Source organism: Novosphingobium tardum (assembly GCF_042652045.1).
Classification (GTDB): domain Bacteria; phylum Pseudomonadota; class Alphaproteobacteria; order Sphingomonadales; family Sphingomonadaceae; genus Novosphingobium; species Novosphingobium tardum.
The window spans coordinates 309772-325479 of record NZ_JBHSDR010000003.1 but is presented as its reverse complement, the minus strand read 5'-3'; the positions used below and the strand labels follow the sequence as shown (position 1 = coordinate 325479).

Sequence of the window (15708 nt, the reverse complement as noted above, 5' to 3'; positions counted from 1 at the left end):
TCAGGCGATGATGTCGGGAATGAGATAGTCTTCGAGCTGGGCCATCTGGTCCTTCAGCCGCAGTTTCCGCTTCTTGAGCCGGGCCACCTGAAGCTGGTCGCGACCGCCGGCGCCGGACAGCGCGTCGATGGCAGCGTCGAGGTCGCGATGTTCGATGCGGAGCGTTTCCAGTCGCTTGCGCATTTCCTCTTCGCTCAAATCAGACCCTCGCCTTGCCCTGCCATGACGGGGCGGCCTCTTCGCGACGCGGGCGGGGCCGTGGCGACTGGTCGCAGCATGGCAATCACCCGGCGCAATGGACCGCCGTTAACGCTTGCAAGCTACGCTCAATCTGCTTGCATGACAATCGCGTGCTCCGCCTTGCCGGGTGACGAGTCGGATTGCGCGGGGGTCTTGTATCCGGTCGCAGAACCGCTTCGCAGTAGGAGAAAGACGAATGGAATCCTCGCACATGAGCGCCCTCCAAACCAAACATGCCGGGCTCGAACGGCAAATCCAGGCCGAAATGAGCCGCCCCTTTCCCGACGAAACGCTCGTGCAGGACCTCAAGCGCCGCAAGCTTCGGCTCAAGGACGAACTGACCCAGAACTGATGTCCGGGGCCGCTCCGGCCCCTCAATTTCCGAACGGGCGGCCCATCGCGCAAGGCCGTGGATAAGCGGCGCATCTTGCGCTAGTCCCGCTGGCATGACCGCCGCTACCGCCGCCCGTTCGATCCTGACCCGGCTGCATGAGGTCATGGCCTCGCGCGCCAACGCGCAGGCCAAGCTCAATCGTGTCGTCGACGTGATCGGCGAGAGTCTCGATAGCGAGGTGTGCTCGATCTACCTCCTGCGCGAGGGCATGCTCGAGCTGTTCGCTACCCGCGGCCTCGACCAGAGCGCGGTCCACGTCACCCGCCTCGCCATCGGCGAGGGTCTGGTCGGAACGATCGCCCAGAACACCGAGATGCTGAACCTGGCCGAGGCGGCGAGCCATCCCGACTTCGCCTATCGCCCGGAAACGGGGGAAGACCGCTTTCACAGCTTCGCCGGCGTGCCGATCGTGCGCCGCCAGCGCGCGGTGGGCGTCCTGGCGGTCCAGCACGCCGATCCGCGCCGCTACGAGGAAGTCGAGATCGAGGCGCTGCAGACGGTGGCGATGGTCCTGTCCGAACTCATCGCCAACGCCGAATTGATCGACGAGGACGATGCGCTGGCCGCCAGCGCGGCGCTGACCGGGCCCGAACTTCTCCAGGGGCTGACCCTGGTGAAGGGCCTCGGCATCGGGGCGGCGGTGTTCCACCAGCCGCGGATCCAGATCGAGCACGTCGTGGCAGAGGATACCGAGGCCGAGCGCCAGCGCGTCTATCTCGCCTTCGACCGGATGCGCGAGCAGATCGACCGGATGGCGAGCCAGGCCGAATTTGGCGTGGGGGGAGAGCATGACGAGGTGCTCTCGACCTATCGCATGTTCGCCTACGACGAAGGCTGGGCGCGGCGCATCAACGAGGCGATCGATTCCGGGCTCACGGCCGAGGCCGCGATCGAGCGGGTCCAGCAGCGCACCCGGATGCGCATGCGCCAGATCGACGATCCGCTGCTTGCCGACCGGATGCATGATCTGGAGGACCTCGCCAACCGTCTCCTGCGCATCGTTTCGGGTCAGATCGGCACCGCGGCGAGCCAGGGCCTGCGCAGCGACACCATCCTCATTGCCCGCAACCTCGGGCCGGCCGAGCTGCTCGAATACGACAAGCGCCGGCTGAAGGGCGTGATCCTCGAGGAAGGGTCGCTGACCAGCCATGTGGTGATCGTCGCGCGGGCGATGGGCGTGCCGGTGCTGGGCCGCATCCGTTCGCTGCGCGCCCTGGTGCGCGAAGGCGACCAGCTGCTTCTCGATGCCGACCAGGGTCACGTCACCGTGCGCCCGATCCCGGCGATGATCGAAGCGTTCGAGGCGCGCTTCACCAAGACCCGCGAACGTCAGGCGGCTTATGCCGCGATGCGCGATCTCGAGCCGGTGAGCCGCGACGGCCAGCGCCTGACCCTCCTGATGAACGCGGGTCTGCGCGACGACATGGCGCTGCTGAAGATGACCGGCGCCGACGGCATCGGCCTGTTCCGGACCGAGTTCCAGTTCCTGGTTTCGGCCACCCTTCCCGCGCGCGAACGCCAGACCCGGCTCTATCGCGACGTGCTGGAATCCGCCGGATCGAAGCCGGTCGTGTTCCGTACCGTCGACATCGGCGGGGACAAGGTCCTACCCTACCTTCGTCACAACGACGGGGAGAGCGAGGAGAACCCCGCGATGGGCTGGCGCGCGTTGCGCGTTGCGCTGGAGCGCGAGGGATTGCTCAAGTCGCAGGCCCGCTCGCTGATCGAGGCGGCGGCGGGGCGCGTGCTCAACGTGATGTTTCCGATGGTCTCGGAAGTCTGGGAATTCGATGCCGCCAAGGAGGTCTTCGAAGCCCAGCTCGCTTACCTCCGCCGTCAGAAGAAGGTGCTGCCAGAGGCCATTCGCTACGGCGCCATGCTCGAGGTCCCGGCGCTGGCCGAAGTGCTCGACCAGCTGGTCCCCAAGCTCTCGTTCCTGTCGATCGGGACCAACGATTTGACCCAGTTCCTGTTCGCCGCGGACCGCGCCCATCCGAAGCTGGCCGAACGCTACGACTGGCTCAGCCCCGCCATCCTGCGGTTCCTCAAGCGCGTCATCCGCGATGTCGATACCTACCGGGAAGGCCGCCAGGTGGACGTGACGATTTGCGGGGAGATGGGCGGACGGCGGCTCGAGGCGCTGGCGCTGATCGGTCTCGGGATGTCGAGGCTGTCGATCACCCCCGCCGCGGTCGGCCCGGTCAAGGCCCTGATCCGCAGCATCGACGTGGGCGAAATCCGAGATGTCATGCGCGAATGGCTGGCCTGCCCGCCGCCCGACATGCGAGCCGCGCTGCTCGATTACGCTAACGCGCGCGGGATCGAAGTCGACTGATCGCATCGTCTCAACGGTTCGACCCCCGCCAGTGTACAAACGGGCGCAAAGCCGTTGACTTTACGCGACGAACCGCGTGTTCGGCACACGGGGTCGTCAATAACACTGCGGGGGCGGGGAACGACGCGTGGCGGAAGCGGACGCATTGCATTTGGATATCGCGGCAGAAGACACATCGTTTGCCAGCGCAGGGGAAAAGCTTCGTCGGGCCAGGGAGCAGGCGGGCATCGATCGCGCCGCGCTGTCGGCGCTGACCAAGATCAACGAGCGGCATCTGGAAGCCTTGGAAGCGGGCGATTTTGCCGCGCTTCCGGCGCGGATCTACGCGGTCGGCTTCGCGCGCACTTATGCGCGCGCGGTGGGCCTGGATGAGCTCGCCATCGCCGGGCAGGTGCGGCAGGAACTGATCGATCGCGATACGCCGACGATCAGCCGCCCGACCCATCATTCCGAGATCGAGGATCCGGCCCGCATTCCTTCCTCGCGGATGGCATGGGTGGCAGGCTTCGTGGTCATTGCCCTCATCATCGCGGGCGCGATCTTCTGGCGCAGCGCACTTGCCCCGGCGGTCGATCTCCCGCCGGTGAGCGCGGCCCCCGCCATGGCGGGCGGCGATACGGCAGTGATGCAGCCCGATCTCGCACCCACTCCCGAGGCTCCGGTTACCGCCGAATCCGCGGTTCCGCCGGCTCCGGCGGCGATGGTGGGGACAACCGCACCGGCGCGCGCCGCGACGACACCGGCGGGCACGGCGCGCCAGCGCGCGGCACCAGCCGCCGCGGCGCCTGTCGGACAGCAGGTACCGAGTACGGCGCCCTCGGCGGCGCCTGCGCCGGTGGCATCGGCGGCACCCGCCGGGCAGGCCGACCCGGCGCTGCCGCAGCAGTAATCCACGCGGGCTCCTGCGATCTTGCGGGGGATAGCGGGCGTGACGGGCGCTTCAGGTATGGTTAAAACCGCTGGCAGAAAATAGCCGGGGCGTGCGCGGGATCGTGCGCCACCGGTGGAACGATGACGGGGAATAAGGGATGATTCTGCGACGTATCGGTTTGGTCCTGGCTATCGTGCTGGGCTTCGCGGCTCTGCCTGCCGCGGCGCAGGACAACAGCGACCTGCGGATCAAGAAGCTCGAGGCCGAGGTCAAGGCGCTGCAGCACAAGGTCTTTCCCGACGGCGCGGGCAAGTACTTCACTCCCGAGATCACGCCCGGCAGCGCCCCTTCCGACGATCTGCCGCCGCCCTCGACCGGACCTGTGACGGACATCCTGGCCCGGCTCGACGCGGTCGAGGCGGCACTTGCCCGGATGACCGCGACGAGCGAGGAAAACACCAACCGCGCTGGCAAGCTCGAGGCCCGCGTCGCCGCGCTGGAAAGCGCGAACGCGGCCCCAGCGCCTGCCGTGTCGGCGCCCGAACCCACCGCTGTCTCCGCCAACACCAACGCCATGACCAGCACAAAGCCGGCTCCGACCGATGCGGGTCCCGCGCCCGAGCGGCTTGCCGCGGTGCGGGCGATCGAACGCCCGGTAAGCGCCGACAAGGGCGAGGATGCCTACCTCTACGGCTACCGTCTGTGGGACGCGAAATTTTATCCCGAAGCGCAGCAGCAGCTCAAGATGACCGCCGACAAGTATCCGCAGCACAAGCGGATCAGCTATGTCCGCAACCTGCTCGGCCGTGCATGGCTGGACGATGGCAAGCCCGGCACCGCGGCGCAGGTCTTTCTCCAGAACTACCAGGCCGACAAGAAGGGCGATCGTGCCGCCGACAGCCTGCTTTATCTCGCGGTGGCGATGGCGAAGCTGAAGGAAACCAAGCGGGCTTGCGTCGCGCTGCAGGAATTCGCCGATGCCTATCCGCAGGAAGCCACCGGCCGCCTCGCCACGCAGTATGCATCGGTCAAAAGCTCGGTGAAGTGCAATTGATAAGGCGCAGCCCCCCCTTCACATTGATCTAGAGGCCGCCGCGGAGCGGTTCAGCGCCCGGCTCCACGGGTTGTGGCCGACTGATCGCCCCGTCGGCCTTGCCGTTTCGGGCGGGCCGGACAGTCTTGCTCTCCTGCTGCTTGCGCATCGCGCGATCCCGGGCCGGTTCGCGGTCGCGACCGTCGATCATCGCTTGCGCCCCGAAAGCGCCGCCGAAGCCGCGCAGGTGGCGCAGGTCTGTACCCAACGCGGGATCGCGCACGAAACGCTCTCGATCACGGTTCCGGCGGGCAACACCCAGGCGATGGCACGCCAGGCGCGTTACGCTGCCTTGGCCGACTGGGCGCGCCGGCATGACCTGAAGGCGGTCGTCACCGCCCATCACTCCGACGACCAGGCCGAGACGCTGCTTATGCGGTTGATGCGGGGCGCGGGCCTGCGCGGGTTGGCGTCCATGCGCGAGGCAAGCCAGCTTCCCGGCGCGCCCGATGTCGTCCTCTTGCGCCCGCTGCTGGACTGGCGGCGGCAGGCGCTGGCGGATGTCGTCGCGGCCGAGGGGCTGCAGGCCGCGCAGGATCCTTCCAACACCGATCCGCGCTATGCCCGGCCCGCCCTGCGCGCCGCCCTTGCGTCGGCGCCGTGGCTCGATCCGGAGATGCTGGCGGCCAGCGCGGCGCATCTCGCCGATGCCGAGGATGCGCTCGCCTGGGCCGCCGCGCGCGAGTGGGACGAGTGCGTGATCCTTGACGGCGACGGGGCGCTCTACAGCCCGGCGGCGCCGCGCGCGGTGCGCCTGCGCGTGGTCGAGCGGATCATCGCGGCGATGGCCAGCGAAGGTCTCCCCCGCGGCAGCGAGATCGCCCGGCTGGTCGATTCGCTCGACCGGGGAGAGATCGCCACGCTTGCCGGGGTTCGCGCCCAATCGGGCGACGGCGTCTGGCGCTTCGTCGCCGCGCCGCCCCGGCGCACGTGAATCCGCGGTCCGTTATATTGCCATTCACCGCTTCGACCCTACATTGGGCGGCAGTTTCCCTTCCGAGTGAGCGACGATGAACGACGACCAGCCCAACGGCCCCAATCCCTGGATCAAGAGCCTGATGGTATGGGGCGGCATTTTCCTTGCCCTGCTTGTCGTCGTTTCGATGTTCGGCCCGCGCAGCGAAGCCGGCGGCGCGTCGATCCGCTATTCCGATTTCCGCACCAAGGTCGCCGAAGGCTCGGTCCGCGAAGTGCAGATCGCGCCGGACAAGATCACCGGGGTGCTCAAGAACAACCAGACATTCTCGACCGTGCCGATCGCGGGCGACACCGAACTGCCCCGGCTACTCGACCAGAACGGTGTGAAGTACGCCGGCCGCGCGGCGGACGAGCCCAACCTGCTGCTGTACCTCTTGGTCCAGTCGCTGCCGTTCCTGCTGATCCTGGGCGTCGCGTTCTTCGCCTTGCGCCAGGTGCAGAAGGGTGGCGGGGCAGGCGGGGCGATGGGCTTCGGCAAGTCGAAGGCCAAGATGCTGACCGAGCGCCAGGGCCGGGTCACGTTCTCGGACGTGGCCGGTATCGACGAGGCGCGCGAGGAACTGGAAGAGATCGTCGAATTCCTTCGCGATCCGGGCCGCTTCTCGAAGCTCGGCGGCCAGATCCCCAAGGGTGCGCTGCTGGTCGGCTCACCCGGCACCGGCAAGACCCTGCTCGCCCGCGCCATCGCGGGCGAGGCGGGCGTCCCGTTCTTCACCATCTCGGGTTCCGACTTCGTCGAGATGTTCGTCGGCGTGGGCGCCAGCCGCGTGCGCGACATGTTCGAGCAGGCCAAGAAGAACGCGCCGTGCATCGTCTTCATCGACGAGATCGACGCCGTCGGTCGCCATCGCGGGCACGGCCTCGGCAACTCGAACGACGAGCGCGAGCAGACGCTCAACCAGCTTCTCGTCGAGATGGACGGGTTCGAGGCCAACGAGGGCATCATCATCATCGCCGCGACTAACCGGCCGGACGTGCTCGACCCTGCGCTGCTGCGCCCGGGCCGGTTCGACCGCCAGGTCGTGGTGCCGATTCCCGACATCGAGGGCCGCGAGAAGATCCTCGCCGTCCACATGAAGAAGGTCCCGCTGGCGCCCGACGTCAATCCGCGCACGATCGCGCGCGGCACTCCCGGCTTCTCGGGCGCGGACCTTGCAAACCTCGTCAACGAGGCCGCGCTGCTGGCCGCGCGCCGCAACAAGCGCCTCGTCGCGATGCAGGAATTCGAGGACGCCAAGGACAAGGTCATGATGGGCGCCGAGCGCCGCTCGATGGTCATGACCGAGGACGAGAAGAAGATGACCGCCTACCACGAGGCGGGGCATGCCATCGTCTCGGTCCACGAGCCGGCTTCTGATCCGATCCACAAGGCTACGATCATCCCGCGCGGCCGCGCGCTGGGCATGGTCATGCGCCTGCCCGAGCGTGACAGCTACTCGTACCACCGCGACAAGATGCACGCGAACCTGTCGGTCAGCATGGGCGGCCGCGTCGCCGAGGAGATCATCTTCGGCCACGACAAGGTTTCCTCTGGTGCGTCGTCGGACATTCAATACGCCACCAGCCTGGCGCGCAACATGGTCACCAAGTGGGGCATGAGCGAAGCGCTCGGCCCGCTCCAGTACGAGGAGCAGGGCGAGGGTTACCTCGGCTATGGCGCCAATCAGCGGGTGATGATGTCGGACGAGACATCAAAGCTGATCGACAAGGAAATCCGCAGCCTCGTCGACGGTGCCCATGCCCGAGCGACCGACATCCTCAAGACCCAGGAAGCCAAGCTTCACCTGCTTGCCCAGGCGCTGCTCGAATACGAGACGCTGACCGGAGACGAGATCAAGGCGCTGATCGAGGGCGGGACCGTGTCGCGCCCCGACGCACCGAGCGGGCCGACCCGTCCGGTGCCGACGCAGGGCTCGTCGATTCCGCGCGCGGGCAAGCGCCTTGGGGGCACAACCGGCGCGCAGCCCCAGGGCGCGTGACCGTGACCGGGGCGCCGGCGGGGGAAAGCACCCGGGCAATCGTCATCGCGGCGCATGGCAGGCCCGATGTCCTGCAAATGGATACGGTCGCGCTCGCACCGCCGGGCCCGGGCGAATTGCGCATCCGCCAGACCGCGATCGGGGTGAACTACCACGACGTCTATGTGCGCTCGGGTTCATACCAGACGCTGAGCCTGCCCGGAGTGCCGGGGCTCGAAGGCGCGGGCGTGGTCGAGCAACTGGGCGAGGGGGTGACCGACTTCGCTATCGGTGACCGCATCGCTTATACGGACAACAAGTATGGCGGCTATTCCGCTGCGCGCAACATACCCGCGGCGCAGGCGGTCCCGGTGCCCGATGGGGTCGACGACGTGACCGCCGCCGCCGCCTTTCTCAAGGGCATGACGGCGGTTGCCCTCGCCGATTCGGTTCATCCCCTGAGCGCAGGCATGACCATCCTCGTCCACGCCGCGGCGGGCGGGGTGGGTCGGCTGCTGACCCAACTGGCCAAGGCGCGCGGGTGCCGTGTGATCGGCACGGTCGGTTCATCCTCCAAGGTCGAAAGCGCCCGCACGGCGGGCTGCGACGAGATCGTGCTCTATCGTGAGGAAGACGTGGCCGCTCGCGTCGCCCAGTTGACCGCGGGCCGCGGGGTCGAGGTGGTGTTCGACGCGGTCGGTGCGGACACTTTCGAAGGCTCGCTCGGCGCGCTGGGCGTGCGCGGCCATATCGTGCTCTACGGCCAGGCCTCGGGACCGGTTCCGCCGTTCGAACTGTCCCGGCTGGGCGCGAAATCGGCTTCGGTCACCCGCCCGTTCCTGTGGGCCTACGTTTCGACCCCCGCGCAGCTGCGAAGCGTCGCGGCGGCCCTATTCGCGGCGATTGCGGACGGAGAGCTCAAGGTGGAGATGGGCGGAACCTATCCGCTGGCCGACGCCGCGGGCGCGCATCGCGATCTCGAGGCGCGCAGGGCCGGGCCGTTCGTCCTTATCCCCTGATCGCCGGCGTCGCTCAGCCGCTCGTCGCCAGCGTCACCAGGACAAGCGCGAACATCGTCAGGGCAAGGCCGGCAAAAATCAGCAGCGCCGCGGTGCGCCAGACCGCGCCCGCGCGGCCGAGCGAATAGGCGCCGCGCAGCTGGCGATACATGTGGAACGGGGCGTAGAGGATCGGCAGCAGCACCAGCGCGCCGATGCTCCAGTATGCGCCCAGGCTCGCCAGCGCGATCAGGATCAGCATGAAGCTGAGCGAATAGGTGACGAACACGGTGTGGTCGTAAAGCCTGAAGCGGCGGCTGAACGGAAACAGCAGCCACAGGAACGGCACGCTGATCGGGATCAGCAGCCAACTGTATTTGTAGGCGCTGGTCTGCAGCTTGTAGACCATCAGCGCCGGATTGGCCCTGACCTTTGCCCAAGTCGACTGAAGCGTGGCGGCAAGCCGGGCAGCCGATGGCGACCCGGTTGCCTGCGCCACCGGCAGGTCGCCGCGAACGATGGTGTCCATCATCGCCTGGTCGTTCCGCACGCCATCGATTTTGCGGTCGATGGCCACGGTCGGCCTGCCCGCCGCTTCGGCCGCGGCGCGTTCCTTCGCCAGCATGTCGAGCTGACGGGCATTGTCCTGTGCCGCCTTGGCCACTCCGGGGCTCTCCCGCGTGATGATCGGCTTGTTGAAGTCCAGCTCGCCTCCGATGGCGTGGAACAGCGCGAAGGTCAGGAACACCACGAACAGGAACAGCGCGATGGGCGAAACGTAACGGGCCCTCCGCCCGTCGATATATTCCCGGGTCAGCCGGCCCGGCCGCCACGCGAGCAGCGGAAGCGTGTGCCAGACCTTGCCCTCGAAATGAAGCACGCCATGGAGCAGGTCGTGGAAGAAGGCGCCAAGTGTGCGGTGAACGTGCGCGGCCTGCCCGCAGGCGTGGCAATGGCTGCCGACCAACGCGGTGCCGCAATTGAGGCATGCGGTTTCGTGGGTATGGCCGGGACCTTCGCCGGCCGACGGCTCGACCGCGCGCGCGACGAGCGAGCCTTGCCCCAGTTCGGCCACCGCTTCGACAATCCCGTTCATCTGCCCTCCGGCAGCGGGATATAGCGGGGCGCTAGGCGCTGCGGCAAGCAGGGGCGTGTCGCCTTCGATCCCGGATCGGGGGCGCGACCCGAAGACCCGGGAATCGCGGGCTATTCGATCAATGACGGGAAAGCGCCAGGCAGCTGCCCGACGGTGTCGGGCCTGCGCTCAGACGCGGCGATCAGCCTTCGTAGTCGCCGCCCAGCGAGGTGTTGCGCACGGGCGCGGCGGCCGTGATGCGCAGCGCTTCGGCCGATTGCGACAGCGAACCGATTTCGTCGGCCACGTCGTCGTCCTCGACCTGGACGCGCTGGAGCGAGACGATCACGCTTTCGTGCAGGTCCTTGGGCTTGATCGTCTGGTCGGCGATCTCGCGCAGGGCAACCACGGGGTTCTTGTCGCGGTCGCGGTCGATGGTCAGTTCCGCGCCGTTGGAAATCTCCCGCGCGCGCTGCGCGGCGAGGAGCACCAGGTTGAAGCGGTTGGGGATCTTGTCGACGCAATCTTCGACGGTGACGCGCGCCATCGGGCACTCCAGTCTGTTCGGAAAATTCGGGAAGTCCGCCAGCTAGGCGGGGCGGCGGCGAAAGTCAAGGTTTTACGCGGGATGCAGCGGCGCTCAGTCCCTTGCGAAGCGCGGGCGCGCAGCGCTAGGCAGGGCGCGATGACCGTGCTCGTCCCTTATCGCGACCCTGCGCCCTTCACGGTGAACGCCCTGGGCCACGAGCTGACGGTCATCGGCGGCGGCGCCGACCGGCTGACGGCGCTGCACGCGCTGATCGCGGGGGCGACCCGCACGCTGCAGGTGTGCTTCTACATCTTCGCCGCCGACGAATCCGGTCTCGCGGTGCGCGACGCGCTGGTAGCCGCGGCGCAGCGCGGGGTGAAGGTATGGCTGATCATCGACGGGTTCGGAAGCAGCGCGACCGACCAGAAGATCTTTGCCCCGTTGCGCGATGCAGGCTGCTCGTTCTGTTGCTTCAGCCCGCGCTGGTCGGTGCGCTACCTCGTCCGCAACCATCAGAAGATGGTCATTGCCGACGGCGCGCGGGCGATGATCGGCGGGTTCAATGTCGAGGACGACTACTTCGCCCCGCCCGAGCAAAATGGCTGGAACGATCTTGCCGTGATCGTCGAGGGACCGGTCGTCGACCGGCTGAGCGTATGGTTCGACCGGCTCGAGAAATGGACGTCGGACCCGCACGCACAGTGGCGGGCGATTCGCCGGCTGGTGCGCGAATGGGATCCCGGCACCGGCCCGGTCCAGCTTCTCGTCGGCGGGCCGACCCGCGGCCTCAGCCCGTGGGCCCGCAGGGTTAGCGAAGACCTCAGGCGCGGGCATCGTCTCGACATGGTCATGGCTTATTTCTCGCCCGCCGCGCGGCTGCTTGGGCGGATCGGCAAGATTGCCCGCAAGGGCCGCACCCGCCTGCTCCTCGCGGCCAAGTCCGACAACGCCGCCACAATCGGCGCCTCGCGACTGCTCTATGGACCGCTCCTCAAGCGCAGGGCGAAAATCTGGGAGTTCAGCCCGTGCAAGCTGCACACCAAGCTCATCGTGCTCGACGATACGGTCTATTTCGGCTCGGCCAATTTCGACATGCGCAGCCTCTATATCAACGTCGAGCTCATGCTGCGGATCGAGGATCCGGCCCTTGCCGACGCGATGCGCGAGTTCGTCGGCCAGCACCTGCCTGCCTCGCTGCCAGTCACCCGTGCGCTGCACCAGGCGCGGGCGACGCCGCTCACCCGCCTGCGCTGGTTCCTGAGCTGGTTTCTGGTCACCGTGGTCGACTACACGGTCAGCCGCCGGCTGAACCTGGGGCTCTAGCGATCAGTCGTAACTGTGCCCGGCCAGGGCATCGTCAGCGAGGTCCGAGAAGCGGGTGATGCGGGGCTCGAAGCGCAGGCGGACCTTGCCGGTGGCGCCGTGGCGCTGCTTGGCCACGATCAGTTCGGCGATGCCATAGACCCGTTCCATCTCCGCCGCCCAGGCGGCGTGAACCTCGTGAGTCTTGGCGTCGTCGGTCTCGGTCGGGCGCTTGGGCTCCTTGGCGGCGACGTAGTAGTCCTCGCGATAGACGAACAGGACGATATCGGCGTCCTGCTCGATCGATCCCGATTCGCGCAGGTCCGACAGCTGCGGGCGCTTGTCCTCGCGCTGCTCGACGGCGCGGCTGAGCTGCGACAGCGCCAGCACCGGCACCCCGAGCTCCTTGGCCAGCGTCTTGAGTCCCCGGCTGATCTCGGAAATCTCGTTCACGCGGTTGTCCGTCGCGCGGCCCGAGCCCTGGAGGAGCTGGAGGTAGTCGACCACGATCAGGCCGATGTCGAACCGCCGCTTGAGCCGGCGGGCGCGGGCGCGCAGCGCGGCGATCGAGAGCGCCGGGGTATCGTCGATGTAAAGCGGTAGCTCGGCCAGGCGCTGGCTGGCGTAGGAGAGCTGCTGGAAATCGTCGCGGCTGATCTTGCCCATCCGCAGCATTTCCGAACTGATGCCCGACTGTTCGGCGAGGATGCGGGTGGCAAGCTGGTCCGCGCTCATTTCCAGGCTGAAGAAGGCGACTGCGGCGCCGACCGAATCCTTGGACGTGATGCCGTCGGCAAGATCGCGGCGGAGGCGGTCGGCGGCGTTGAAGGCGATGTTCGTGGCGAGCGAGGTCTTGCCCATGCCCGGGCGCCCGGCGAGAATCAGCAGGTCGGAATCGTGCAGCCCGCCGATCTTCTCGTTGACCGAGGTGAGGCCGGTGGTGGTGCCCGAAACATGTCCGCCCGAAAGCAGGGCCTGCTCGATCATCCCCAGCGCGGTGCGGGTGGACACCGCGAAGCTCTGCGCCTCGCTGGCCGAGGCGGCGCCTTCGGCCACGCTGTAGAGCGCGGCTTCGGCGGCCTCGATCTGGGCCAGCGGTTCGACGCTTTCGGACGTGTCCATCGCGCCCGCGACGAGCCCGCGGCCCACCGCGATCAGCTCGCGCAGCAGGGCCAGGTCGTAGATTTGCTCGGCCAGCTCGCGCGGGTTGAGCAGGCCCTGACCATCGGCGGTCAGGCGGGCCAGATAGGTGACCCCGCCCAGTTCGCGCAACGCCTCATCAGCCTCGAAATAGGGTTTGAGCGTGACCGGGGTTACCACGGCCTTGCGGTCGAGCAGTTGCAGGATGCGCTCGTAGATGCGGGCGTGGACGGGCTCGAGGAAATGGACAGGCAACAGCCGCGTCGCCAGTTCCTCGATCACCCGGTTGTCGATCAGGACGGCGCCCAGGAACGCGGCCTCGGCCTCGACGTTCGCGGGCAGCGCGCGGGCCGAAGGTTCGTCTGCATGAAGGGGAGCGGAAAAGGTCAGCGCGTCGGTAGCCATGTCGCGCGGGATGCGCGGCGGGCGCGCCGAGCGCAAGCGTCGTGACGATCACCGGCCGACGGGTCCGGGCACAGCCCTGTGCAAAAACGCAAACACTTGCCCGGTCATGGCGCGTCTGCGAAACAGCACGCCCCATGCCCGATCCGCGCATCTCCCACATCTCGCTCGACGATGCGACGATCATCTGGCGCAACGCCGATATCGAGCAGGAGCGGCGGATCGCGATCTTCGACCTGATCGAGGAGAACAGCTTTCGTCCGATCCGTTCGGCCGAGGCGGGTCACGAAGGGCCTTATCGGTTGCGCCTGTCGGTCGAGGACGGCCGCCTCGTCCTCGCCATAGCGGACGAGGCAGGCGAGCCGCTGGAAACGATCATCCTGGGGCTGGGCCGCTTTCGCCGTCCGATCCGCGACTATTTCGCGATCTGCGACAGCTATTATCAGGCGATCCGGCGCGCCACCGCGGCCGAGATCGAGACGATCGACATGGCGCGGCGGGGGATTCACAACGACGCCGCCGAAATGCTGCTCGAGCGTCTCGCGGGAAAAGTGGAAACCGATTTTCCTACCGCGCGGCGTCTGTTCACGCTGATCTGCGTGCTGCATATCAGGGGCTGACGGACGACGAATTCGAATCGGGGCGCTTAAGGAAATGGCCGGCAGAAAACCCAGGCGAGCCCGCCGCTGGCTCGGCGGCGCGGCATTGCTGCTGTCCCTCGTGGGGGGAATCGCCGCGTGGTGGCAGGCGGGCGAATGGATGCCCTCGCGCGCCCGCTATCCCATCCAGGGCACCGAAACGAGCGCGGCCGACGGCGCGGTCAACTGGGTGGCGCTGAAGGCGAGCGGCGCGGACTTCGCCTATCTCGACGCAAGCGCGGGCGCGGACGTGCGCGATCCCGCCTTTACCGAAGGCCTGGCCGAAGCGCGCGCCGCGGGGCTGAAGGTCGGCGCGGTCCATCACTACGATCCCTGCCGCGGAGCGGGCGAGCAGGCTGCCAATTTCGTGACCGTCGTACCGCGCGACGCGGCCTTGCTCCCGCCCGCCGTGGAGCTCGACCTGGACGAGGCCGAATGTGCGGCGCCGCCCGCGCCGGCAGCGATGGTCAGCGAACTGACGACCTTCCTCAACCAGATCGAGGGCCATGTCGGCAAGCCGGCGATCCTCAAGCTGTCGCCCGCCTTTGAAGCGCGCTACAGGCTGGCTCCGATGCTCGACCGCAATCTCTGGCTTACCGGCGACTACTTCGCCCCGGGATACGCCGGGCGCCCCTGGGTGATGTGGACCGCGAACACGCGATTGCGCTCGCCAGCGGTCGACGGCCGCCTGCGCTGGATCGCGGTCCGGCCATGACCGCGCTGTCATCGGAAGTGCGGGACGATCTGGTCGCCGCGGCGCGCCTGGCCTCGTCCGCGGCCTACGCGCCCTATTCGCGCTTTCACGTCGGCGCCGCGCTGCTGTTCGACGATGGCGAGGTAATCAGCGGCGCGAACGTCGAGAATGCGAGCTACGGATTGTCGCTCTGCGCCGAGACTGCCGCGATCGCCGCCGCGCTGAATGCCGGCAGGCGCGGCGGACTGGTGGCGGTGGCGGTTTTCGGGGGGCCGGCCGGGGCGGACGGTGCTGCGGTCGCAGGAACCGATCCGATCACCCCGTGCGGGCGTTGCCGCCAGGTCCTCAACGAACTGGCGCAGCTTGGCGGGACCGATCCCGAGATCCTGTGCGCGGGCGAGGGCCATGTGATGGTGACAACGCTCGCCGCGCTCTTGCCCCACGCGTTCGGTCCGGCCAGTCTGGGATGATCGGCAAGGGGGCAGCGTGAGCATACTTTCGGACAAGTGGATTCGCCGGGCCGCGCAGGAACAGGCGATGATCGAGCCGTTCGTCGAGAGCCAGCGGCGCGACGGCTGCATCAGCTACGGCCTGTCGTCCTATGGCTACGACGCGCGCGTGGCCGACGAATTCAAGATCTTCACCAACGTCGATTCGGCGATCGTCGATCCCAAGGACTTCGCTTCCAACAGTTTCGTCGACCGCAAGACCGACGTCTGCGTGATACCGCCCAACTCGTTCGCGCTGGCGCGCACGGTCGAATACTTTCGCGTGCCGCGCGACGTGCTGGTGATCTGCCTCGGCAAGTCGACTTACGCGCGCTGCGGGATCATCGTGAACGTCACCCCGCTCGAGCCGGGCTGGGAAGGGCACGTGACGCTGGAATTCAGCAACACCACCCCGCTGCCGGCCAAGATCTATGCCAACGAGGGCGCGTGCCAGTTCCTGTTCCTGCAGGGCAACGAGCCGTGCGAGACGAGCTATGCCGACCGCGCGGGCAAATACATGGGCCAGCGAGGGGTGACTCTGCCCAAATTGTAGCGCACCCTGTGGCGGCGGCG

The 15708-nt window shown here is 67.7% G+C and carries 16 protein-coding genes; 12 read left to right on the top strand and 4 right to left on the bottom strand.

Features of this window, described 5'->3' with window-relative positions; genetic code table 11:
• Complete coding sequence (locus ACFO0A_RS01660; protein ID WP_379537242.1) at positions 1-198, bottom strand: YdcH family protein; 198 nt, start codon at positions 196-198, stop codon at positions 1-3.
• 253 nt (positions 199-451) lie between these two features.
• On the opposite strand from ACFO0A_RS01660, the gene ACFO0A_RS01655 reads away from it, so the two are divergent.
• From ACFO0A_RS01655 to ACFO0A_RS01625, 7 genes are all read left to right on the top strand, one after another.
• Positions 452-592, top strand: a complete 141-nt coding sequence (locus tag ACFO0A_RS01655; RefSeq protein WP_379537241.1) for a YdcH family protein — start codon at positions 452-454, stop codon at positions 590-592.
• A gap of 94 nt (positions 593-686) precedes the next feature.
• Positions 687-2969, top strand: a complete 2283-nt coding sequence (gene ptsP, locus ACFO0A_RS01650) for a phosphoenolpyruvate--protein phosphotransferase (RefSeq protein ID WP_379537240.1) — start codon at positions 687-689, stop codon at positions 2967-2969.
• Between the two features lie 127 nt (positions 2970-3096).
• Positions 3097-3858: a helix-turn-helix domain-containing protein gene (locus tag ACFO0A_RS01645; protein ID WP_379537239.1), complete on the top strand. Its 762-nt coding sequence runs from the start codon at positions 3097-3099 to the stop codon at positions 3856-3858.
• 139 nt (positions 3859-3997) lie between these two features.
• Entirely contained in the window at positions 3998-4894 is an 897-nt protein-coding gene (locus tag ACFO0A_RS01640) for a tetratricopeptide repeat protein (protein WP_379537238.1), read from the top strand.
• Positions 4895-4964: 70 nt separating this feature from the next.
• Positions 4965-5867, top strand: a complete 903-nt coding sequence (gene tilS / locus ACFO0A_RS01635; RefSeq protein ID WP_379537237.1) for a tRNA lysidine(34) synthetase TilS — start codon at positions 4965-4967, stop codon at positions 5865-5867.
• A gap of 76 nt (positions 5868-5943) precedes the next feature.
• Positions 5944-7890 carry an ATP-dependent zinc metalloprotease FtsH gene (gene ftsH, locus ACFO0A_RS01630; protein ID WP_379537236.1) on the top strand — a complete coding sequence of 649 codons (1947 nt, stop codon included), beginning with the start codon at positions 5944-5946 and terminating at the stop codon, positions 7888-7890.
• 2 nt (positions 7891-7892) lie between these two features.
• Positions 7893-8888 carry a quinone oxidoreductase family protein gene (locus tag ACFO0A_RS01625; protein WP_379537235.1) on the top strand — a complete coding sequence of 332 codons (996 nt, stop codon included), beginning with the start codon at positions 7893-7895 and terminating at the stop codon, positions 8886-8888.
• Positions 8889-8901: 13 nt separating this feature from the next.
• On the opposite strand, the gene ACFO0A_RS01620 is transcribed toward ACFO0A_RS01625, so the two are convergent.
• Positions 8902-9963: a DUF3667 domain-containing protein gene (locus tag ACFO0A_RS01620; RefSeq protein ID WP_379537234.1), complete on the bottom strand. Its 1062-nt coding sequence runs from the start codon at positions 9961-9963 to the stop codon at positions 8902-8904.
• A gap of 181 nt (positions 9964-10144) precedes the next feature.
• Complete coding sequence (gene rpoZ, locus ACFO0A_RS01615) at positions 10145-10489, bottom strand: DNA-directed RNA polymerase subunit omega (protein ID WP_379537233.1); 345 nt, start codon at positions 10487-10489, stop codon at positions 10145-10147.
• Between the two features lie 138 nt (positions 10490-10627).
• Between rpoZ and ACFO0A_RS01610 the strand changes: the two genes are divergently transcribed.
• Positions 10628-11794, top strand: a complete 1167-nt coding sequence (locus ACFO0A_RS01610; RefSeq protein WP_379537232.1) for a phospholipase D-like domain-containing protein — start codon at positions 10628-10630, stop codon at positions 11792-11794.
• Positions 11795-11797: 3 nt separating this feature from the next.
• On the opposite strand, the gene ACFO0A_RS01605 is transcribed toward ACFO0A_RS01610, so the two are convergent.
• Positions 11798-13318, bottom strand: a complete 1521-nt coding sequence (locus tag ACFO0A_RS01605) for a replicative DNA helicase (protein WP_379537231.1) — start codon at positions 13316-13318, stop codon at positions 11798-11800.
• 134 nt (positions 13319-13452) lie between these two features.
• Between ACFO0A_RS01605 and ACFO0A_RS01600 the strand changes: the two genes are divergently transcribed.
• From ACFO0A_RS01600 to dcd, 4 genes are read left to right on the top strand one after another with little or no spacing between them, the layout of a single operon-like run.
• Complete coding sequence (locus tag ACFO0A_RS01600; RefSeq protein WP_379537230.1) at positions 13453-13935, top strand: UPF0262 family protein; 483 nt, start codon at positions 13453-13455, stop codon at positions 13933-13935.
• A gap of 34 nt (positions 13936-13969) precedes the next feature.
• Positions 13970-14668 (top strand): glycoside hydrolase family 25 protein, encoded by a 699-nt coding sequence (locus tag ACFO0A_RS01595; RefSeq protein ID WP_379537229.1) that lies wholly within the window; start codon positions 13970-13972, stop codon positions 14666-14668.
• Positions 14665-15117: a cytidine deaminase gene (locus ACFO0A_RS01590; RefSeq protein WP_379537228.1), complete on the top strand. Its 453-nt coding sequence runs from the start codon at positions 14665-14667 to the stop codon at positions 15115-15117. Before ACFO0A_RS01595 ends, ACFO0A_RS01590 begins: the two co-directional genes overlap by 4 nt.
• Positions 15118-15133: 16 nt before the next feature.
• A complete protein-coding gene (dcd, locus tag ACFO0A_RS01585) occupies positions 15134-15688 on the top strand; it encodes a dCTP deaminase (protein WP_379537227.1) in 555 nt (184 codons plus the stop codon).
• Positions 15689-15708 lie beyond the last annotated feature (20 nt).